Genomic DNA, 20,937 nt, shown 5'->3' on the forward strand with positions numbered 1-20,937 from the left:
GGTCCCTGCGGGCCGTGGGCGGCTAGCGTGCTCCTGTGCCCAAGGACCTCAAGCTGCCATTCGACCCCATCGCGCGTGCCGGGGAGCTGTGGCGTGCGCGATGGGGCGAGCGGAGCCAGGCGGCGCCCATGGTCACGGCCACGTCGATCATGCGGGTCCAGCAACTGCTCATCACCGAGTTCGACGCCATCGCGGGCCGACACGGGCTGACGTTCGCCCGCTACGAGGCGCTCGTGCTCCTCGCGTTCAGCCGCGGCGGCCAGCTGTCGATGGGGCGCATCGGCGAGCGGCTCATGGTCCACCCCACGAGCGCGACCAACATCGTGCAGCGGCTCGCCGCCCAGGGCTTCGTCGAACGCGTCGCCAACCCGGCTGACCGACGCGGAGCCTTCGCTGTGATCACCGACACCGGTCGGGCCGCGATGGAGGCCACGACGGCGGATCTCGAGGCGGCGCAGTTCGGGCTCGGGATGCTCGGTGGCGAGGAGCAGAAGGCCCTGTTCTCCCTGCTCAGGGGCGTGCGCGTGGCCGCCGGTGACTTCGTCGAGGAGCCCGAGCAGCACGACTGACGGGTGTTTCACCCGCTGAGGTGAGGTGCCGGCGGCGGCGACCACACGGCATACGCGGCCGAAGGCGATTTGGCTCCGGAGTCACTCCTTTGTCATGGTGGAGAGCAGTCCGTGACCGAAATGAGACATTTCGGTCACCCCCTGTTCCAAAACAAAGGACCTTGCATGCCCACGCTCGCCAAGCGGGTCGTCGGTGGCCTCCTCGCCCTCATCGGCCTGGTGCTCACCGTCTTCGGCCTCTGGTACGCCCTCCACCTCGGTGGCAGCGGTACCGCGACCTTCTCCACGACGGCCTCCGGCGCCAACCCCGTGCTCGTGCCGCCGACCGTCCTCAACCGCGTCGACGGCGACGTCAAGGTCACGGCGGTTCCTCGCAAGGGAAGCACCGTCTGGCTCGCTGCAGCCACCCCCTCCGACGCCAGGGCCGTGCTCGCCGAGACGGGCCACACGACCGTCACCGGTGTGAGCACGAAGCCGTGGGAGCTCAAGGCCACGAAGAGCGGCACCGGCACCACGCCCTCGCTCGCCGCCACGGACGTGTGGCGCAACACCGCCACCCATGAAGGTGCGGTCACGATGACCATCGAGCAGACCAACGCCCCTGAGGCCGTGATCGCGCAGGCGACCAAGGGCCAGATCGAGCGCGTGGACCTCACCTGGGAGCGCAAGTCCTGGTTCGTCCAGGCCGTCATCGTCGCACTCGTCGGCCTGTTCCTGCTGCTGAGTGGACTCAGCCTCCTGTGGAGCTCGCGCCATGGGGGCACCAAGCCGGTCGAGGACCTCGCCGTTCCCGAGGTTCCGCGCCCCCTTGCTTCCACCCACGAGGAGGAGACCGCATGAACCGCCGCACCTTCACCACCTCATGCGTCGGCCTGACCCTTGCTGCAAGCCTCACCGGGTGCGGGCTGGGCGCAAGCATCGTGGGCCTCCACGACGCCCCCGCCGAGCGCACCGGCACGGCGCCCATCAACGTGGATGGCGCAGGGAACGTCGCCGCTCGTGTCCTCGATGCTGCGGCTGCGGCTCGCGCGGCGAAGGGCGCCGAGGCAACCAAGCTGCAGCCGACCGTTCTCGCCGATGCCGCGCTGGCCCAGGCGCAGGCCGCCACCAGGCTCGGCACGGTGACCGCGTCCGACCCCCTCCAGAAGTCGAGCAACCCCAAGGTTGTGGCGATCTCGCGCGGCAAGGCGTGGCCGCGCGCCATCCTCGTCGGCACACTCGACCAGGCGAGCAAGACCCAGACGCTGCACGTGCTCATGTCGAAGGCTCCGGCCGACCCCTTCAAGGTCTATGCCTCGGTGCCGATGCTGCCGGGCACCAGCGTGCCGGCCATGGGCGACCTCGCCAGTGGCGCACCGCTCGTCAAGGCCACCGACAAGTCCGGCGCCCCTATCGCCCCAGAGGCGGCACTCGCCACCTACGCCGGCGGGCTCAACTACCCGAAGCCGACGGCCTCCAAGCAGGTCACGACCGCCGATGCCTATGCCACCGCACTGCGTACCTCGGCAGCGGGCCAGGTCAAGTCCCTGGGCAAGCTCGCCTACTTCAGCCAGCGGCACACGTCCGTGCCCAAGAACATCATTTCCTTCCGTCTCGCTGACGGTGGCACCGTGACGTTCGGTCAGCTGACCAGACGTGATCTCATCTCGACGAGCAAGGCCGCCAAGGAACTGGTGATCCCGGCCAGCTACAGCAAGCTCGTGGGCAAGTCGAAGGCCACCACGAGCATCAACATCACCAGCCTCGAGAACATCATCATGGTCATTCCCGCCAAGGGTGCGGCCGCCGCCGTGGGAGCCGACGAGCAACTCGTCTCCGCCACGGCCAAGTGAGCTGACCACTGCATCAGGACCGGCTCCACGCCCTCGGGCGCGGGGCCGGTTCGCTCTTTGAGAGGATCATCGACATGAGCACCACCCCCACACCTCCCTCCGGCGCTCGCGGCGCCTTCGACCTGTCCGCCCTCGCCCCCGCTGCCGGTGCGCCCGGTGCCTCTGCTGCGGGTGCGGCCACACCGGTTGGGGCAGGTGCAGCTCCGGCTCCGGCTCCGGGTGCGGTGACGGCCGGCCTGCCCGACGGCATCCTCGTCGAGGTCACGGACGCCACCTTCACAGAGGTGATGAACCGGACCCTGCAGGTCCCTGCCGTCCTCGTGCTCTGGTCCTCTGCCCACGAGCAGACCATTGGTCTCGCCGAGCGCGTCGCAGCAGTCGCGGCCCAGCTCGAGGGTCGACTCTTCGTCGTCTCCGCCGACGTCCAGACGTCCCCGTCGATCCTCCAGGCGTTCCAGCCGGTCATCGTGCAGGCCTTCGGCCAGCTCAGCGTGCCGGTGACCTTCGGCCTCCTCCAGGGCCAGCCCGTGCCCCTCTTCCCGGGCGTGCCCAAGGACGACGAGATCCGCACCATCCTTGACCAACTCGTGCAGGCGGCCGTCCAGAACGGCATCACCGGGAGGATCGAGCTCGGCCCGGTCCCCGGCGATGCTGCAGGCGAGGACGAGATGCCCGCCCTGCCCCCGCTCATCCAGGAGGCCTACGACGCGATCGACGCAGGCGATCTCGAAGGTGCGGTCACGGCATACGAAAAGGCTCTTGCTCAGAACCCGAAGGACCACGAGGCCGAGCTCGGCCTGGCCCAGGTGAAGTTGATGATGCGCACTGACGGCGTCGACCTCCAGGCGGCCCGCGCGGCGGCTGCGGCAGCGCCCGAGGACGTCGACGCGCAGATCGCGGTCGCAGATCTCGATGTCCTCGGCGGGCACGTGGCCGACGCCTTCACCCGGCTCATCGACACGGTCAAGGCGACCGAGGGCGAGGATCGCGACAAGGCGCGCAAGCACCTGCTGGAGCTGTTCAACGTCGTCGGCAACCACGACGAGCGCGTGCGCAAGGGTCGCACCGCGCTGATGAACGCCCTCTTCTGAGGTGCCGCCCAAACTGCTCGACGACCACGTCCGCTTCCGGTTCGCGCCGGGAGCCGAGCAGGTCGTCTCGGTCGTCCTCGACTGCGACTCGGTCATCCCGGGTGGTCGTGATTTCGCCCTCGTTGACGACGTGTGGGAGCTGGCCCTGCCGCGCCCGGATCTGCAACGCATCGAGTACCGCTTCGTCGTGACCCGAACCGTCGAGGACGGCGTCGCAGCCGAGACCATCGTGGACCCCGACAACCCGCTGACCGTCGAGACCGCCTTCGGCTCACGTTCCGTGATGCAGATGCCGGGGTATGCCGTTCCGTCCTGGCTGTCTGCCCCTTCCGTCGTCGGTGGGTTCACTCGTATGTCCCTCGAGGGTGAGACCGCGGACGACGTGCCGGTGGCGGTGTGGGCGCCCGAGGGGACGCAGGGGCAGGCGTTGCCCCTCCTGCTCGTTCACGACGGTCCGGAGTACGACCAGCTGGCCTCGATCACCCAGTTCGCCGGCGCCCAGATCGCCGCGGGGGAGCTGCCGCCGTTCCGGGTGGCGCTGGCCCAGCCCGTGTTTCGAGATGCGTGGTATTCAGGATCGCCGCTGTATCTGAGAACCATTGCGGGACAAGGCTTTTCGCGCCTCGCGGAGGAGGCGCCAATTGCCGGTCCGGTTGTCGTCATGGGCGCCAGCCTGGGTGGTCTCACGGCCCTGCTCGTCGGGTTGCTCGACGTCGAGGAGATCGGGGGAGTCTTCTCGCAGTCGGGGTCGTTCTTCCACGCCCGTCTCGATGAGCAGGAGAGCTCCTACAAGTACTTCGGGCGGATCTCACGCCGGGTCCAGGAGATCCTCGACATGCCGTCTGCGGCGCGGCCACTGCGCATCGGTCTGACCTGTGGCGGGCTCGAGGAGAACGCTGGCAACAACCGCGTGATGGCCGCGGCGCTGCAGCGGGCAGGGCACAACGTCACCCTCACCGAGGTCCCTGACCTGCACACCTACACCGCGTGGCGCGACGCGCTCGACCCTCATCTCACCCAGGTGTTGCGGGACCTGTGGGGGGAAGCGCAAGGATAGGACGCATGCACCGCGCCGAAGCCCGCCTCCGTGTGCCCGGCCATGACGCCGAGCTCACCGTGGTGCGTCACGGCCACTACGGTCGCCCGCTGTTGGCCTTCCCCAGCGAGGGTGGCAGCGCCGCGGACTTCGAGGGCAACGGCATGCTCGATGCCATCCGCGACCTCGTCGATGCCGGTCGGGTGAGCGTCTTCGCGGTCGACTCGTTGGACGGCTGGACGTGGTCGGCCAACGAGATCCCGACCGATGAGCGCGCCGCCAGGCACGCTGCCTACCACTCGTGGATCGAGCTCGCCGTCGTCCCGTGGATCGTCGAACAGACCAGTGAGGAGCCCGAGCTCATCACCTTCGGCGTGTCCCTCGGCGCCTACCACGCGGTCCAGTTCGCTCTGCAGCGTGCGGACTTGGCCCCGTTGGCCATCGGGCTCTCCGGCAACTACGACCCGACGACGTGGAACTCGTGGGGAGACCTCGGTGACGCGACGTACTTCGCCAACCCCACGGCATACGTGCCGGGTTTGCAGGGTGACCACCTCGACTGGCTCAGGGAGCGGTTGTCAATCCTGTTGGTCGTGGGGGAGGGGCCGTTCGAGGAGTCGCCGACCGGAGCGCTGTCGTCGACCCGTGCCTTTGCGGAACTGTTGTGGGACAAGGGGATTCGGCACGAGCTGGACGTGTGGGGGCATGACTCTGCTCACGACTGGCCGTGGTGGCAGAGGCAGCTCGCGCACCACCTCCCGCGTTTCGTCTGACTCTGGACCGTCGCAGCACCCAACGAAGGGACCGCACACACATGGCACCGAAGACCGACCACCTCATCGGGCTCCTCCTCGGCGCGGAAGATGACTGGCCAGCCGCGTTCGAGGCTCTGGCGCGCCGCCTCGGGGTGGTCCGCACGGCCGATGGTGCCGACCACCGAGTCAGCTCCGAGCGACTGACGATCGAGCCGTTCAACCTGCGCGACCGTCCGCGGCAGGACCTGGTGATCGACCGGCTCGCGTACTGGTACTACCACCCGCGAGAGTGGCTCAAGAAGGTCTCGCTCATGGACGACGTCTACCTGCTCAACAGCCCGTTCACGTTCCAGTCCATGGAGAAGCACTCGGCCTACTGCGCGCTGATGCGGCTCGGGATGCACGTGCCCGACACCGTGCTCGTGCCCTACAAGAACCCGGTGGACAACGCCCGCTGGGCCTACACGTCGAGCCGCTACAACAAGGGTTTCGACCTCGATGCCATTGCCGACGAGCTCGGCTACCCGATGTTCATGAAGCCCTTCGACGGTGGCGGCTGGCGCGGGGTGTCGATGATCAAGGACTGCGAGGCGCTGCACCACGCCTACGACGACTCCGGCGAGATGCTCATGCACCTGCAGAAGTCCGTGGCCGGCTTCGAGGTGTTCGCGCGTGCGCTCACCATCGGTCCCGAGACCATGACGATGAAGTTCCAGCCCGACGAGCCCATGCACAACCGCTATGCCGTGGAGCACGGCTTCCTCGCCGAGGACGTGGGTCGCGAGGCGGTCACCATCGCCCAGACCGTCAATGCGTTCTTCCGGTGGGAGTTCAACTCCTGCGAGATGCTCGTGAAGGATGGTGTCGTCTATCCGATCGACTACGCCAACGCCTGCCCCGACGTGGCGGTGACGTCGTTGCACTACTACTTCCCGTGGGCCATGAAGGCGCTGTTGAAGTGGTCGGTCTTCTGCGTCGTCACGGGTCGCAAGGCCCGCACCCAGGTCGACACCGGCCCGTGGTTCGAGATCGCCGACGACGAGGCCCTGGACTACAAGGCCAAGCTCGAGGCCTACCAAGGGCTGGCCGATGACTACTTCGACACCGAGCGCTACCAGGAGTTCTGCGCCACGTCACTGCCGCACGTCGACGAGATGGTGCACGAGTGGATCGGATCGGACGAGTTCCGCAAGCTGCTCCAGAGCACGATTCACCAGACCTATCCGACGCACGAGTGGGAGAAGTTCGAAGGGCACTTCGGCGGACTGCTCGGCATGTGGCTCACCGACGAACAGCACCGCTTGTCGACCTGAGGTTTACAAGGTTCTGACGTCATAGCGAAGGCACTGGGCATCCACCGTCAGGAACACCAGATCTTCGGCGATGGCCTGGGCGACCAGCATTCGGTCGAACGGGTCACGGTGGAGGAGAGGGAGGCCCTCCAAGGCGGTGGCGTGCTCGCCCGTGAAGGGCAGCTCGTCCAGCCCGATGTCGTGAAGGCCGGCACGGAAGTCGCCGTCAACGTCGAGTTTGCCGATGGACCGCTTCACGGCAATCTCGGCGAGCGAAATCGTCGAGATGAGCGCATGGGTGCTCGGACTGCTGAGGGCGTCCCTGAAGGTGCGCGGCAACTCTCGTGCGTCGGTGCGCACCCAGAGCGCGACGTGCGTGTCGAGGAGCAGCCTCATCCGCCGAACCAGTCCGACTCGTCCTCATCGGTCCACTGGTCGAAGTCGTCGGGGATGGTGATCTTGCCTTTGAGGTCGCCGAAGACGACGGGGCGATGCGGGGCGACCGGCCCGAGTTGCGCCACGGGCTTGCCGTTGCGGGCAATGACGACCGTCTCGCCGGCCTCGGCCGCCGCGATCAGTTTGCTGAACGAGGTTTTGGCCTCGTAGATGTTCATGGTCGTCATACGCCCATGATAGGCCGAATTGGTCAGGTCTGGCCAGATCTAACTGCCAAGGGCTGCGGAGACGACGTCCTTGGCCTCGGCCTGTACCTGGGCGAGGTGGCTAGCGCCCTTGAAGGACTCGGCGTAGATCTTGTAGACGTCCTCGGTGCCGCTCGGCCGGGCAGCGAACCACGCCGACTCGGTGACGACCTTGAGTCCGCCGATGGCTGCGCCGTTGCCGGGCGCCTCGGTGAGCTTGGCCGTGATCGGTTCTCCCGCAAGGGATTCAGCGGTCACGGCGTCGGGGGAGAGGGCGGCCAGCTTGGCCTTCTGGTCCCGGTTGGCGGGTGCATCAATGCGTGCGTATGCCGGTGTGCCGTGTTTTGCGGTCAACTCGCCGTAGTGCTGGCTCGGGGACTTGCCCGTCGCGGCGAGGATCTCGGAGGCGAGCAGCGCGAGGATGATCCCGTCCTTGTCGGTGGTCCACACCGATCCGTCCATGCGGAGGAAGGACGCACCCGCAGACTCCTCGCCACCAAAGGGTCCCGAGCCGTCGAGCAACCCGGGCACGAACCACTTGAAGCCCACGGGCACCTCGACGAGCCTGCGGCCGAGGTCGGCGGCGACGCGGTCGATCATCGAGCTCGACACCAGGGTCTTGCCCACGAATCCGTCGTCCCGCCACTGCGGACGCGCGCCGCCGTAGAGGTACTGGATGGCGACTGCCAGGTAGTGGTTGGGGTTCATGAGCCCGGCGTCGGGCGTGACGATGCCGTGGCGATCGGAGTCGGCGTCGTTGCCGGTGGCGATGTCGTAGTCGTCCTTGCGCTGGATGAGTGAGGCCATCGCGGAGGGCGACGAGCAGTCCATCCGGATCTTCTCGTCCCAGTCGAGCGTCATGAAGCGCCACGTCGCATCGACGAGCGGGTTGACGACGGTGAGGTCGATGCCGTGGTGGTCGGCGATCGCGCCCCAGTAATCGACGGCTGCTCCACCCAACGGGTCGGCGCCGATGCGGATACCCGCCTCCTTGATGAGGACGAGATCGACCACAGAGGGGAGGTCCGCGACGTAGGTCCCCATGAAGTCATACGACTGCGCGCCAGCACGGGCCCGGGAGAACGGGATTCGCTTGACACCCTCGAGCCCGGCGCGGATGAGCTCGTTGGCGCGGGCGGCGATGACCTTGGTGGCGTCGGAGTCGGCGGGACCACCGTGCGGCGGGTTGTACTTGAAGCCGCCGTCGTACGGCGGGTTGTGCGACGGCGTGACGACGATGCCGTCCGCGAGACCGGCGCCGGCCGGCATACCGTCGACGCCGGTGACCTTGCCGCGATTGGCGACCAGGATGGCATGCGACACCGCAGGGGTCGGCGTGTAGCGATCGGCCGAGTCGACGAGCACGGTGACGTCGTTGGCGACGAGCACCTCGAGGGCCGAGGCCCACGCAGGCTCGGACAGCCCGTGAGTGTCACGGCCGAGGAAGAGAGGACCGTCGAACCCCTGGGACTTCCGGTAGTCCACGATCGCCTGCGTGGTCGCGAGGATGTGGTCCTCGTTGAACGCGGTGTTGAGCGACGAGCCGCGGTGTCCTGAGGTGCCGAACGCGACCTGCTGGTCGATGTTGTCCGGGTCGGGCTTCAACTCGTAGTAGGCCGTGACCAGATGAGGAAGGTCAACAAGGTCAGAGGGCTGGGCGAGCTGTCCTGCACGAGACTCGGTCACTTGGCTTCCTCCTGGGTCACGAGCCTCGGCTCGACTGTGGGTGCTGGCTCCTCGAGGACGGGGGCGAGGTAGATCGTCGTGAGGCCCGCGAGCCGGACGGTGACGTGGAACGGCTGGTTGTTCCAGGGCTCCTCGACGGCGTCGAGCTCGAGCCCGGCCTGGCTGGGCGTGCCGTGCTGGTCGTAGCCACTCGTGTCGAGCAGCACCTGCCACCGGCCACCGCGAGGCACACCGACCCGCAGCCACTCCTTGGAGTCGCCGCCGAAGTTCACGACCGCGGCGACGACGTCGCCGGTCTCGCGAGCCGAGTCCTCGAACCGCACGAACGAGTAGGTGTTGCCGAGGTTGTCGTCGGCGTCGAGCCACTCGAACCCGGCGGGCTGGGCGTCCAGCGTCCACAGCGCCGGGTGGGCGCGATAGACCCGGTTGAGCTCCTTGACGAGGTTGTGGACGCGGTAGTGACCGGGCTGGTCGAGGAGCCACCAGTCGAGGGACTTGCCGTCCGCCCACTCGCTGGGCTGCGCGAACTCACACCCCATGAAGATCAGCTGCTTGCCTGGGTGCGCCCACATGTAGGCGAGGAACGCCCGCACGGTCGCGAGCTGCTCGGTCCGGTTGCCCGGCGCCTTGTTGACGAGCGACCCCTTGCCATGGACGACCTCGTCGTGGCTGATGGGGAGCAGGTAGTTCTCGCTGAACGCGTACATGAGCGCGAACGTCAGCTTGTGGTGGTGGTGCTGCCGGTCGATCGGCTGCTCAGCGAGATAGCGCAGCGTGTCGTTCATCCAGCCCATGTTCCACTTCAGGCCGAACCCGAGACCGCCGCCGCTCGTCTCCTTGGTGACGCCGGGCCAGGACGTGGATTCCTCGGCGATCGTGACGATGCCGGGGACCCTTTTGTATGCCGTGGCGTTGGTCTCCTGGAGCAGCCCGATCGCTTCGAGGTGCTCGCGTCCGCCGTGAATGTTGGGCAGCCACTCACCGTCGTTGCGGGAGTAGTCGAGATAGAGCATCGAGGCGACGGCATCGACGCGCAGCCCGTCGATGTGGAACTCCTCGAGCCAGTAGAGCGCGTTGGCCACGAGGAAGTTGCGGACCTCGAGCCGGCCGAAGTTGAAGATGTGGGTGCCCCAGTCGGGCTGGTCGCCGCGCCGGGGGTCCGGGTGCTCATAGAGCGGCAACCCGTCGAAGCGCGCCAGTGCCCACTCGTCGCGCGGGAAGTGCCCAGGAACCCAGTCGAGGATGACGCCGATTCCGGCCTGGTGCAGCGTGTCCACGAGGAACTTGAAGTCGTCCGGGGTCCCGAAGCGCGACGTCGGGGCGTAGTAGCCCGTCACCTGATAGCCCCACGACGGACCGTAGGGGTGCTCCATCACCGGCATGAACTCGACGTGCGTGAACCCCAGGTCGACGACGTAGTTGACGAGGTGTTCGGCGAGCTCACGGTAGGACAGGCCCTGACGCCACGACCCCAGGTGGACTTCGTAGACACTCATCGGTCCGGTGTGCGGGTTGCCGGCCGCGCGGGCAGTCATCCACGACGTGTCGGCCCACTCGTGATGGGCCTCGTCGACGACGGATCCGGTGAGCGGCGGGACCTCGGTGCGGCGAGCCATCGGGTCGGCCTTGGCGCGCACGATGTCGTCGGCGCCGCGAATCTCGTACTTGTAGATCGAGCCGGCGCCGATGTCGGGGATGAACAGCTCCCAGACGCCGCTGGCGCCGATGAGACGCATCGGGTGGATCCGCCCGTCCCAGCCGTTGAAGTCACCGACGACCCGCACGGCCTTGGCCCGCGGTGCCCACACCGCGAACGAGGTCCCGCGCACGGTGCCGAGCGGCCCGGGGTACTCGTGGACGCGTGCCCCGAGGACGGTCCACAGCTCCTCGTGCCGGCCCTCGCCGACGAGGTGGAGGTCGATCTCGCCGAGCGTCGGCGCAAAGCGGTAGGGGTCGTCCTGGAGGTGCTCGATGCCATCGGCCCACGCGACGAGCAGCCGGTAGTCCACGGTCTTCGTCGTGGACGGACGCACCGCCGTCCACACGCCCTCCGCCTCGTGGTCCAGGGTCAGTTCCTCACCGTCCTCGAACCGGACACGCACCGACGTCGCCATCGGTCGCAGGGCGCGGATGCGCAGGCCACCGTCCTCGAGGTGCTGACCGAGGAGGTCGTGCGGCTGCTGGTGCCGCCCCTGGATGAGGGCACTGATCGCACCGCTGACTTCGTGAGCAGGGGTCGGGGTCACGGGGTGTCCTCCTGTGGTGCGGACGGGCTGGACGTGGTCGTCGTGGTCGTCGTGCTCGTGCCGAAGCGCACTGCCAGCCGTTCGATGGCGGCGAGCGGGATGTCGACCCACGAAGGTCGGTTGCGGACTTCGTAGACGACTTCGTACATCGCCTTGTCGAGCTCGAATGCGGCCAGGAGAGAAGGTCGTTCGCGCGGATCCGTTCCGGCCGTGGCGGCGTAGCCGTCGAGGAAGGCCTGCTGCGTGTCGGCCACCCAGGCGCGCGCCGACGCATCACCGGAGTGTTCGACGGCACCCCCGGCGTAGTCGAAGCTGCGCAGCATCCCCGCGATGTCGCGGATCCACTGGTCGGGCTGGTTGCGCTCCACGAGAGGACGCAGTGGCTCTCCCTCGAAGTCGAGCAGCACCCATCCGCCGTCGGACGTGTGCAGCACCTGACCGAGGTGGTAGTCGCCGTGAATCCGTTGCAGCGCAGGCCAATTCACACGTTCGGCGGCGTCGAAGATCGCGGAGACCGCGTCGTCATGGTCGTGCAGTGCGCTCACCTCGGCGGCCGCAGTGGCAAAGCGATCGCGCATCCCCGAGACGATCTCGTGAGCGACGGCAGGAGTCGTCTCGGTCGTGCCCAGAGCCTCGGCCAGCATGGCGTGCACCTCGGCCGTGGCTTCACCGAGCGCGCGTGCCGGACCGCTGAAGTCCTCTCCCGTGCGCACCGCTTCGAGGGCCACGCGCCAGGCGTCCTCGACACCCGGAAGGAATTCCTGCGCAAAGGCGAAGTGCCCGTATGCCGTTCGCCCACCTTCGTCGTCGGCCGCGCCTTCGACAGCTGGCTCGGGCCACTGACCGGCCACCGATCCGACGACGGCCGGAACTCGCTCGGAGCCGGCATCGCGCAGCGCCGACTGCAGGACCACGTCAGGGTTCTCACCGGCCGAGAGCATCCGGAAGACCTTGACGATGACGGGGACTGACGCACCCGCATCGTCGACGCAGTCGAGGATGACCGAGGTGTTGGACTGCTCGCCCGAGAGGACCTTCGAACCGCGCACGGTGACCGAACGCGACCACGCACCCCCAGGTGTCGCGACGACGGACTCGTCCAGAGCGTCACTCGCGGCACTGGACTCGGCGGGCACCCGGCCCTGGATGAGCTCGAGCAGCTGGGCGGCATACACGGGGTCGTGTGGTGCGTCGTAGACCCAACGCGTTCCGAGGACCGAGTGCTCCATGACACCGACGAGAGCGCCTTCGAGACCAGCGACGGGGGCGGCGCGATAGGTGAGCGGCACCTGATAGGTGATCGGCGCCGCACCCGACACGTCAGCGACGATCAGCACCTCGACACCGACCTCGCCCGCAGGGTCGCCAAGTCTCCACGACGCAAGGCGACGCACCGAGGAAGCGGTGCCCTTGGCGGCATACCAACGCTGTCCTCCCATCCACGCGTCGATGAGCTCGAGCTTCGTCGGCGTGATGCTCGCGCCCTTGTGGATCTCAGCCACGGCCGTGCGCCTCCCGGGCACTCTCGTCCCCGACGCGCAGCCAGAAGAAGTCGCGGCTGCCCATCGTGAAGGTGACCCGGCCGTCGGCGGCGATCCACGGGAAGTTCGCGCCACCGAAGAGGTCGAACAGCTCGTTCTCGCCGAGCGACTCCGGCAGCTGGATCGTTGCGGCCTGTGGCTTGTCGGAGAGGTTGTTGACGCAGAGCACGGTCTCGCCTCGGCTGTCGCGGCTTCCGGCCCAGGAGCGGGTGTAGGCCAGGATCGAGTCGTTGTCGGTGGGCGCGATCGCGAAGTCTCCCAGCCCGAACGCCGGGTGCAGGCGACGCACGCCGAGCATGCCGCGCACCCAGTGCAGCAGCGAGTGGCCGGTCGCCATCTGCGCTTCGACGTTGACGCCGTTGTAGTTGTAGACGAGCGAGGAGATCACCGGCAGGTAGAGCTTGCCCGGGTCGGCACTGGAGAAGCCCGCGTTGCGATCGGGCGTCCACTGCATCGGGGTGCGCACGGCGTCGCGGTCGGTGAGCCAGATGTTGTCGCCCATGCCGATCTCGTCGCCGTAGTAGAGGCAGGGGGAGCCGGGCAGCGAGAGCAACAACGCGTGGATGAGCTCGATCTCGGGACGCGAGTTGTCGAGCAGGGGAGACAGGCGCCGCCGGATGCCGACGTTGGCCCTCATGCGCGGGTCGGGGGCGTACCAGCCGTACATCGTGGCGCGCTGCTCCGGCGTCACCATCTCGAGGGTGAGCTCGTCGTGGTTGCGCAAGAACGTGCCCCACTGGGTGCCCGGCGGAATGTCGGGCGTTGACGCGAGGACGTCGATGATCGGCTGCGCCTTCTGGTCGCGCATCGCGTAGTAGAGCATCGGCATGACCGGGAAGTGGAAGCACATCTGGCACTCGGGCTCGTCGGTCGAACCGAAGTAGTCCACGACGTCGGCCGGTGGCTGGTTGGCCTCGGCGAGCAGGATGCGGCCGGGGTACTCCTCGTCGACCATCTTGCGGAGCTTGGCGAGGAAGGCGTGGGTCTTGGGATGGTTCTCGCCGTTGTGTCCCTCCTCCTCGTAGAGGTAGGGGACGGCGTCGAGGCGGAACCCGTCGATGCCCATGTCCATCCAGAACCGGACGACCTCGAACATCGCCTCGTGGACGGCGGGGTTCTCGAAGTTGAGGTCCGGCTGGTGACCGAAGAAGCGGTGCCAGAAGAACTGCCGCCGGATCGGGTCGAAGGTCCAGTTCGACGTCTCCGTGTCGATGAAGATGATGCGGGCGTCGGTGTACTTGTCGTCGGTGTCGGACCAGACGTAGAAGTCGCCGTAGGGGCCGTCTGGGTCGCTGCGTGAGGCCTGGAACCACGGGTGCTGGTCGCTCGTGTGGTTCATGACGAAGTCGGTGATGATCCGGATGCCGCGCGCGTGCGCCTCGGTGACGAGCTGCTGGAACTCGGGCAGCGTCCCGAACTCGGGCAGGACCTGGGTGTAGTCGGCGATGTCGTAGCCGCCGTCGCGCAGCGGACTGGCATAGAACGGCGGCAACCACAGGCAGTCGACGCCGAGCCACTGGAGGTAGTCGAGGCGGTTGATCACCCCTTGGAAGTCGCCGGCACCAGAGCCGTTGGAGTCACCGAAGGCCCGCACGAGCACCTCGTAGAAGACAGCCGTCTTGAACCACTCGGGGTCGTGCTTGAGTCCGGGCTGGTGCAGGCCAAGTCCTTGCGTGGTCGTCACTCGTCAGTACCTCTTCAGCTCGATGATGTGGACCGGCTCGTGATCGGGGCCGAGTTGGACGGTGGTCTCGCGCAGGAAGTCCCACCACGTGTCGGTGATGAGGTCGTGGGCGCGGAATCCCTCGTCGGGATGCAGCCCGAGGGCCGACATGTCGAAGACGACGCGGCTCCAGCGGGTGCTGTGCGGGTCGAGGTTGGCGATGACGATGACGACGTCCTCGTGGGCTGGCGTGCCCTTCGTCGTGTCGGCCGGCACGGCGCGGCGCTTGCTGAACGCGATGATGTTCTCGTCGTCGGCATGGTGGAACGTGATGTTGCGCAGCCAGTGCAGCGAGGGGTGCTCGCGGCGGATCTCGTTGAGCCGCCTGAGATACCAGGCGAGGGACTGACCCTCCTTGGCGCCGCCGGGCTCGTAGTCCTCCCAGTGCCGGTTGCGGTACTGGTACTTCTCGTTGTCGATCTGCTCCTCGGCGCCGGGGCGGGCCACGTGCTCCATGAGCTCGTAGCCGGTGTAGATGCCGTAGGTCGGGACGAGCGTGCCGGCGAGGGCCGCGCGCAACTTCCACGCGGCCGGTCCGCCGAACTGCATGTAGGGCGTGAGGATGTCGTGCGTCGTCGGCCAGAAGCTCGGGCGCATGTAGTGCGCGGTCTCGGTCGCGAGCTCGGTGACGTACTCCTGCAGGTCGGGCTTGGTGTTGCGCCACGCGTAGTAGGTGTAGCTCTGCTGGAATCCCGACTTGGCGAGGGTGCGCATCATCGCCGGCTTCGTGAACGCCTCGGACAGCCAGATGATGTCCGGGTGGTCGACCGCCACGTCCTGAATCAGCCACTGCCAGAACTCAACTGGCTTCGTGTGCGGGTTGTCGACGCGGAAGAGCGTGACGCCGTGGTCGATCCACACCTGGATCATCCGGCGCATCTCTGCGTAGGCCCCGGCCGGGTCGTTGTCGAAGTTCAGCGGGTAGATGTCCTGGTACTTCTTCGGCGGGTTCTCCGCGAACGCGATCGTGCCGTCGGCGCGCGTCGTGAACCACTCCGGGTGCTCGGCGACCCACGGGTGGTCGGGGGAGCACTGCAGCGCGATGTCCATCGCAACCTCGAGCCCGAGCCGCCTTGCCTCGGCGACGAAGAAGTCGAAGTCCTCGAAGGTGCCCAGGTCGGGATGGATCGCGTCGTGCCCGCCGTCGGGGGAGCCGATCGCATAGGGGCTGCCGGGGTCTTCGGGGCCGGCGTCGAGGGTGTTGTTGGGCCCCTTCTTGGCGGCCTGACCGATGGGGTGGATCGGCGTCAGGTAGATGACGTCGAAACCCATACCGGCGACGGCGGCGAGGCGTTTGGCGGCGGTGCGCAGGGTGCCGCTGCGCCAGGTGTGCGTCTCCTCGTCATAGAGCGCGCCCTCGCTGCGCGGGAAGAACTCGTACCAGGCGCCACTCAGGGCGAGCTGACGCTCGACAAGCAGGGGGTATGCCGTGCCCGGACTGACGTGGTCCCTCACCGGCGTGGTGGTCAGCTCGTCGTGCACGGGCCCGTGCGTCACGGAGGACAGGCGCACCTGCGGCGGGCGGGTCTCGTCGCGCAGGGCGGCGGCTCCGGCCTCGAGAGCGGCTACACCTGCGGGTGTGCGGGCGTCGGTCTCCGCGGCACGATCGAGGAGCTGCGCGCCCTCGGCGAGCATCAGGGCAGTGTCGACGTCGGCCTGGATCTTGATGGTGGCGTCGTGCTCCCACGTGCCGAACGGGTCAGACCATCCCTCGACCCGGAACGTCCACCATCCGGGGCTGTCGGCCTGGACCACGGCTTCCCACGTGTTGAGACCGGGGTTGGTGCAGACCATCTGGGTGACGTGGTCCACGCCGGCGGGATCGGTGAGGACGACCGAGGCACTGACGGCGTCGTGCCCCTCGCGCACGACAGTCGCCCCGACGAGGAAGGTCTCGCCCACCACGGACTTCGTGGGGCGGGCGCCCCCATCAACGATGGGGGAGACGTCGATGACGGGGATTCGTCCGAGTGGAGTCTGGGGCGGGGTGCTGAGAGGCGTCGCGGTCACAGGGCGACGCTATCGCCCCGGACCCCTTCATCACGAGTCGTCCACGACTCATCACCGCACGTCAGAGGCCCAAGTGAGTAAACGTTTCCGCTTCGGCCAGATGTGACCCTAGGATGACGCCTCGTGAAGGCCATCCGTCGCTTCAGCGTCCGCCCTGTTCTCCCCACCCGCATCGCCGCGCTCGGCGATCTCGCGATGAATCTGCGTTGGAGCTGGCACCCGCCGCTGCGCGATCTCTTCGAGAGCATCGACCCCGAGCGGTGGGCCAGCGTCGGCGCCGACCCGGTCGCCATGCTCTCGGCGACGACGGTCGAGGAGCTCGACCGGCTCGCTGCCGACGACACCTTCGTCGCGCGGGTCGAGGACGCCAAGCGTGGCCTCGATGACTACCTGGGCCAGGACCGCTGGTACCAGCAGTGGGCCGCTGAGCAGGGCGAGGCGGGCGCCCCCTCGGCCATCGCCTACTTCAGCCCCGAGTTCGGCATCGCCGCCGCGCTGCCGCAGTACTCCGGCGGCCTCGGCATCCTGGCGGGTGACCACCTCAAGGCAGCGTCCGACATCGGGTTGCCCATCGTGGGCGTCGGCCTGTTCTACAAGACCGGCTACTTCCGCCAGAGCTTCAACCGCGACGGCTGGCAGCAGGAGGACTACCCCGTCCTCGACCCCGACGGTCTGCCCCTGGCGCTCCTGCGCGAGGAGGACGGCACGCCGAGCGTCATCATCGTCAAGCTTCCCGGCGGCCGCGAGCTGCGCGCCCAGGTGTGGCGCGCCCAGGTCGGACGCGTCCCGCTCCTCCTCCTCGACTCCGACATCCCCGGCAACGACGACGCCGCCCGCGCGGTCACCGAGCGCCTCTACGGCGGTGGCGGCGAGCAGCGGCTGCAGCAGGAGATGCTCCTCGGCGTCGGTGGCGTCCGGGCCCTGCGTCTGTGGTCACGCCTCTCGGGCGCACCCACGCCCGACGTCTACCACTCCAACGAGGGCCACGCCGGGTTCCTGGCGATCGAGCGCATCAGCGAGCTCGTGACCGGCTCCGGCCTCACCTTCGACGAGGCCCTCGAGGCCGTGCGCGGTGCGACCGTCTTCACGACTCACACCCCCGTCCCGGCCGGCATCGACCGCTTCGAACGTCGCCTCATCGAGATCTACTTCGGTGGTGACCTCGCGCCTGCGGGGGTCCCGCTCGACCGACTCCTCACGCTCGGCGCGGAGACCTATGAGGGCGGCGACGCGTCGATGTTCAACATGGCCGTTCTCGGCCTGCGCATCGCCCAGCGCGCCAACGGCGTCTCCAAGCTGCACGGTGTCGTGAGCCGCGACATGTTCGACGGACTCTTCCCCGGCTTCGACGCCGACGAGGTCCCGATCACGAGCATTACCAACGGTGTTCACGGTCCGACGTGGGTGGACCGCAAGGTCTACGAGCTCGCCGCGCGTCACTCCGACGACGTCACCATCGACACCACGGTCCTCGACAGCGAAGCCTCGTGGAACGCGATGGCCGACCTTCCCCGGGACGAGGTCTGGGCCACGAAGCGCCAGCTGCGTGAGCAGCTCGTCACCGAGGCACGGGCCCGCATGCGCGCCTCCTGGATCAGGCGTGGCGCGTCCTCGGCCGAGCTCGGCTGGACCGACGAGATCCTCGACCCCGACATCCTCACCATCGGCTTCGCCCGGCGCGTCCCGACCTACAAGCGCCTCACGCTCATGCTGCGTGACCCCGCCCGCCTCAAGAAGCTGCTGCTCGACCCCGTGCGCCCGATCCAGATCGTCATCGCGGGCAAGTCCCACCCCGCCGACGAGACCGGCAAGCAGCTCATCCAGCAGATGATCAAGTTCACCGACAACCCCGAGGTGCGTCACCGCATCGCGTTCCTGCCCAACTACGACATCGCGATGGCCCAGCACCTCTACCCGGGCTGCGACGTCTGGCTGAACAACCCCCTGCGTCCGTTCGAGGCGTCCGGCACGTCGGGCATGAAGGCTGCCCTCAACGGCGCCCTCAACCTCTCGATCCTCGACGGCTGGTGGGACGAGTGGTTCGACGGCAACAACGGTTGGGCCATCCCGACCGCGGACGGTGTCGAGGACCCCGAGCGTCGCGACGACATCGAGGCCAATGCGCTCTACGACCTCCTCGAGAACCAGGTCGCGCCGCGCTTCTACGACGTGGACGAGGACCAGCTCCCGCAGAACTGGCTTGCCATGGTCATGCACACGGTCTCGACCCTGGGCCCCAAGGTCCGGGCGAGCCGCATGGTCCGCGAATACACCGAGCGCCTCTACGTCCCCGCGGCCCGTTCTGGTTGGGCACTCAAGCACGAGGACTACGCCGGTGCACGCGACCTCGCGGCATACACATCGCGGGTCAAGGCGTCGTGGCCCAAGGTGAGCGTGGACCACGTCGAGTCCTCGGGTGTCGGCGACAGTCCCGAGATCGGCGAGACGCTCCACGTCAACGCCTACGTCTCACTTGACGGCCTCGCACCCGAGGACGTCGAGGTGCAGGTCGCGCACGGTCGCACCAACCGCCGCGGCGACGACCTGCACGACGTCACGACTCTGCCGTTGCTGCACACCGAGAGCTACGAGCACGGGCGGCACCAGTTCTCCGGCGACCTCGCCCTCAAGACGAGTGGCGCGTTCGGGTACACCGTGCGCGTCCTGCCAAAGCATCAAGGTTTGGCGGCCCCCGCCAGCCTCGGCCTCGTCGCCACCGCCTGATCCCAACCACGGCGGTATGCCGTGGGTGGGCTGTCGTGGCCACGTTCCGGTGCATGATGTCGTCATGACTGAGGGGGTTGCTGGCGCGAACGTGCCAGACAGCGCGTGGGCACCACCCACGCCGTCGGTGGGTGACCCGGGGATGGGGCTGCCCGGCTACAGCGACTTCGCGGAGATTGCCCGAGGTGGCGACAGCGTCGTCTACCGGGCCCGCCAGAACGCCCTCGACCGGCTCGTCGCGGTCAAGACGGTCGACATCGCCGAGACGTCCGGCGGTGCACGTTTCACCCGCGAGCTGGAGATCACCCTTGGCCTGGGCCGTCAGCACCCGCACATCGTCACGGTGATCGACACCGGCACGACGTCTGACGGACGCGCCGCCATCGTCATGGAGTACCACGAGCTCGGGTCGCTGCACGATCGACTCGCAGCGACCGGCCCGCTGCCCGTCACCGATGTCATCAAGGCCGCCGCTGCCGTGGCCGACGCCCTGGACTTCGCGCACAGCCAGGGGATCCTCCACCGCGACGTCAAGCCCCAGAACGTCCTGGTCCTGCCCACGTCCTACGTCCTCGCCGACTTCGGCATCGCCCGCATGGCCGACGCGGGGCACACCGCGTCGCTCGAGCGGTTCTCGTACCGTCACGCCTCGCCGCAGGTGCTCGACGGTGTGCCACCCACGCAGGCCGATGACATCTGGTCGCTCGGGTCGACCCTGTTCACGCTGCTCGACGGGCGGGCTCCCTTCGCCGCGCAGGACCCTGCCGACGACACCGCGCTCGCCTACTTGGGGCGGGTGCGTCGTGGGGAACGCCGACCCCTGCGCCGCGACGACGTGCCGGCTCGACTGTCCGCCCTCGTGGACGCCTGTCTTGCACCAGAACCGGCGCAACGTCCCTCCATGGCACACCTGCGCCATGAGGTGGCGGCGCTGGCCGGCGAGCAATGGGTGTGGCAGCCCGGCGGCGCCCCTGTGTCCTCATCGGTGCCCGCCGCCGCCCCGCCGGCCACCCCGCCGGCCGCGCCGACACCCACGAAGCCCGCTTCCGCGAAGCCGATCGGGCAGCCGAGTGTGCCCGAGTCCTCGGTGCCTTCCGTGCCCGAGGCCACGCCCCCGACTCCTGCGCAGATCCCAGAGACCGTTGTCGCCGCAGCGGCTCCTTCCACCTCCGCGGTCGCGCACTTCGAGCCAGCCCCGTCACCTCTGGCGAGCCAGGCCGACGCCGAACCCACGGGGCTCGCCCCCCGGGCCGACGCCGGTGACGACCGGACGAGCGCCGACCAGGACGAGCCGCGCGCGCGGACGCTGCGCCGACTCGTGGCGGTCATCGCGGTGGCCGTGCTCGTCGGCCTGACCGTCGGTGTCCTCGTCAAGGTGGCCGGGTCCTCCTCCTCCAAGGATCCCGTCGGCAACGCGGCGACACCCACGAAGGCAGCGCCGGTTCCGACGGCATCCGGCACGCCCACCGGCGCAAGCGTCACGACCAAGCCCTACGACATCGGCAACCCCAAGCTGGCGCCCGGCGATGTGCAGCTCGAGGATCGAGGGTCCTCGGTGCTGCTGCGCTGGACCGACCCGACCAAGGGCGCCGCGACGTTCGTCATCGTCGACGCCACGACGGATGCAAACAAGGCTGTCCAGCAGGTCACTGCGGGCACCACGAGCACCACGGTGGAGGGCATCGATCCGACGGCTCGCGAAGTCTGCTTCCAGGTCGCGGCGATCGTGGTGCAGTCGGGCGTGCAGGACTCCGGGGCCAGCCGCAAGGTGTGCCGCCAGCGCGACTGACC

General features: G+C 68.2%; 16 protein-coding genes. 9 read left to right on the top strand and 7 right to left on the bottom strand.

Features of this window, described 5'->3' with window-relative positions:
* The first annotated feature begins 35 nt into the window (after window positions 1-35).
* From ACFQRE_RS13800 to ACFQRE_RS13830, 7 genes are all read left to right on the top strand, one after another.
* Window positions 36-569 (top strand): MarR family winged helix-turn-helix transcriptional regulator, encoded by a 534-nt coding sequence (locus tag ACFQRE_RS13800; protein ID WP_380123255.1) that lies wholly within the window; start codon window positions 36-38, stop codon window positions 567-569.
* 165 nt (window positions 570-734) lie between these two features.
* A complete protein-coding gene (locus ACFQRE_RS13805; RefSeq protein ID WP_380123257.1) occupies window positions 735-1,409 on the top strand; it encodes a hypothetical protein in 675 nt (224 codons plus the stop codon).
* Window positions 1,406-2,401, top strand: coding sequence for a hypothetical protein (locus tag ACFQRE_RS13810; protein WP_380123259.1), 996 nt, complete (start codon window positions 1,406-1,408; stop codon window positions 2,399-2,401). Before ACFQRE_RS13805 ends, ACFQRE_RS13810 begins: the two co-directional genes overlap by 4 nt.
* 74 nt (window positions 2,402-2,475) lie before the next feature.
* Window positions 2,476-3,492 (top strand): tetratricopeptide repeat protein, encoded by a 1,017-nt coding sequence (locus ACFQRE_RS13815; protein ID WP_380123261.1) that lies wholly within the window; start codon window positions 2,476-2,478, stop codon window positions 3,490-3,492.
* 1 nt (window position 3,493) lies between these two features.
* On the top strand, window positions 3,494-4,549 hold the full coding sequence (locus ACFQRE_RS13820; protein WP_380123263.1) for an alpha/beta hydrolase: 1,056 nt from the start codon (window positions 3,494-3,496) through the stop codon (window positions 4,547-4,549).
* A gap of 5 nt (window positions 4,550-4,554) precedes the next feature.
* Window positions 4,555-5,301: an esterase family protein gene (locus tag ACFQRE_RS13825; RefSeq protein WP_380123265.1), complete on the top strand. Its 747-nt coding sequence runs from the start codon at window positions 4,555-4,557 to the stop codon at window positions 5,299-5,301.
* Between the two features lie 41 nt (window positions 5,302-5,342).
* Complete coding sequence (locus tag ACFQRE_RS13830) at window positions 5,343-6,596, top strand: ATP-grasp domain-containing protein (RefSeq protein ID WP_380123267.1); 1,254 nt, start codon at window positions 5,343-5,345, stop codon at window positions 6,594-6,596.
* 3 nt (window positions 6,597-6,599) lie between these two features.
* On the opposite strand, the gene ACFQRE_RS13835 is transcribed toward ACFQRE_RS13830, so the two are convergent.
* The 7 genes from ACFQRE_RS13835 to ACFQRE_RS13865 are packed head-to-tail and all read right to left on the bottom strand — an operon-like array spanning window position 6,600 to window position 16,422.
* Window positions 6,600-6,971, bottom strand: coding sequence for a type II toxin-antitoxin system VapC family toxin (locus tag ACFQRE_RS13835; RefSeq protein ID WP_380123269.1), 372 nt, complete (start codon window positions 6,969-6,971; stop codon window positions 6,600-6,602).
* Window positions 6,968-7,198: a type II toxin-antitoxin system Phd/YefM family antitoxin gene (locus ACFQRE_RS13840; RefSeq protein ID WP_380123271.1), complete on the bottom strand. Its 231-nt coding sequence runs from the start codon at window positions 7,196-7,198 to the stop codon at window positions 6,968-6,970. The genes ACFQRE_RS13835 and ACFQRE_RS13840 overlap by 4 nt, the downstream gene beginning before the upstream one ends.
* A 39-nt stretch (window positions 7,199-7,237) precedes the next feature.
* A complete protein-coding gene (gene pgm / locus ACFQRE_RS13845; protein WP_380123273.1) occupies window positions 7,238-8,902 on the bottom strand; it encodes a phosphoglucomutase (alpha-D-glucose-1,6-bisphosphate-dependent) in 1,665 nt (554 codons plus the stop codon).
* Complete coding sequence (glgB, locus tag ACFQRE_RS13850; protein ID WP_380123275.1) at window positions 8,899-11,148, bottom strand: 1,4-alpha-glucan branching protein GlgB; 2,250 nt, start codon at window positions 11,146-11,148, stop codon at window positions 8,899-8,901. Before glgB ends, pgm begins: the two co-directional genes overlap by 4 nt.
* The gene (locus ACFQRE_RS13855; RefSeq protein WP_380123277.1) at window positions 11,145-12,650 is read right to left on the bottom strand and encodes a maltokinase N-terminal cap-like domain-containing protein; all 1,506 of its coding nucleotides are present in this window, start codon (window positions 12,648-12,650) and stop codon (window positions 11,145-11,147) included. The genes glgB and ACFQRE_RS13855 overlap by 4 nt, the downstream gene beginning before the upstream one ends.
* The gene (gene treS / locus ACFQRE_RS13860) at window positions 12,643-14,373 is read right to left on the bottom strand and encodes a maltose alpha-D-glucosyltransferase (protein WP_380123279.1); all 1,731 of its coding nucleotides are present in this window, start codon (window positions 14,371-14,373) and stop codon (window positions 12,643-12,645) included. The genes ACFQRE_RS13855 and treS overlap by 8 nt, the downstream gene beginning before the upstream one ends.
* Before the next feature lie 3 nt (window positions 14,374-14,376).
* Window positions 14,377-16,422 carry an alpha-1,4-glucan--maltose-1-phosphate maltosyltransferase gene (locus ACFQRE_RS13865; protein WP_380123281.1) on the bottom strand — a complete coding sequence of 682 codons (2,046 nt, stop codon included), beginning with the start codon at window positions 16,420-16,422 and terminating at the stop codon, window positions 14,377-14,379.
* 123 nt (window positions 16,423-16,545) lie between these two features.
* On the opposite strand from ACFQRE_RS13865, the gene glgP reads away from it, so the two are divergent.
* A complete protein-coding gene (gene glgP / locus ACFQRE_RS13870) occupies window positions 16,546-19,146 on the top strand; it encodes an alpha-glucan family phosphorylase (RefSeq protein ID WP_380123284.1) in 2,601 nt (866 codons plus the stop codon).
* 64 nt (window positions 19,147-19,210) lie between these two features.
* On the top strand, window positions 19,211-20,935 hold the full coding sequence (locus ACFQRE_RS13875; protein ID WP_380123286.1) for a serine/threonine-protein kinase: 1,725 nt from the start codon (window positions 19,211-19,213) through the stop codon (window positions 20,933-20,935).
* The last annotated feature ends 2 nt before the right edge of the window (window positions 20,936-20,937 follow it).

Origin of the sequence: Knoellia pratensis (assembly GCF_042666395.1) — a bacterium.
GTDB classification, from domain to species: Bacteria; Actinomycetota; Actinomycetes; order Actinomycetales; family Dermatophilaceae; genus Knoellia; species Knoellia pratensis.

Excerpts from the sequence above, each read along its gene's own strand:
- ACFQRE_RS13875 (WP_380123286.1), top strand. The coding sequence starts at position 19,211 with ATGACTGAGGGGGTTGCTGGCGCGAACGTGCCAGACAGCGCGTGGGCA.
- ACFQRE_RS13835 (WP_380123269.1), bottom strand. The coding sequence starts at position 6,971 with ATGAGGCTGCTCCTCGACACGCACGTCGCGCTCTGGGTGCGCACCGAC.
- ACFQRE_RS13825 (WP_380123265.1), top strand. The coding sequence starts at position 4,555 with ATGCACCGCGCCGAAGCCCGCCTCCGTGTGCCCGGCCATGACGCCGAG.
- ACFQRE_RS13805 (WP_380123257.1), top strand. The coding sequence starts at position 735 with ATGCCCACGCTCGCCAAGCGGGTCGTCGGTGGCCTCCTCGCCCTCATC.
- ACFQRE_RS13830 (WP_380123267.1), top strand. The coding sequence starts at position 5,343 with ATGGCACCGAAGACCGACCACCTCATCGGGCTCCTCCTCGGCGCGGAA.
- ACFQRE_RS13810 (WP_380123259.1), top strand. The coding sequence starts at position 1,406 with ATGAACCGCCGCACCTTCACCACCTCATGCGTCGGCCTGACCCTTGCT.
- ACFQRE_RS13840 (WP_380123271.1), bottom strand. The coding sequence starts at position 7,198 with ATGACGACCATGAACATCTACGAGGCCAAAACCTCGTTCAGCAAACTG.
- ACFQRE_RS13815 (WP_380123261.1), top strand. The coding sequence starts at position 2,476 with ATGAGCACCACCCCCACACCTCCCTCCGGCGCTCGCGGCGCCTTCGAC.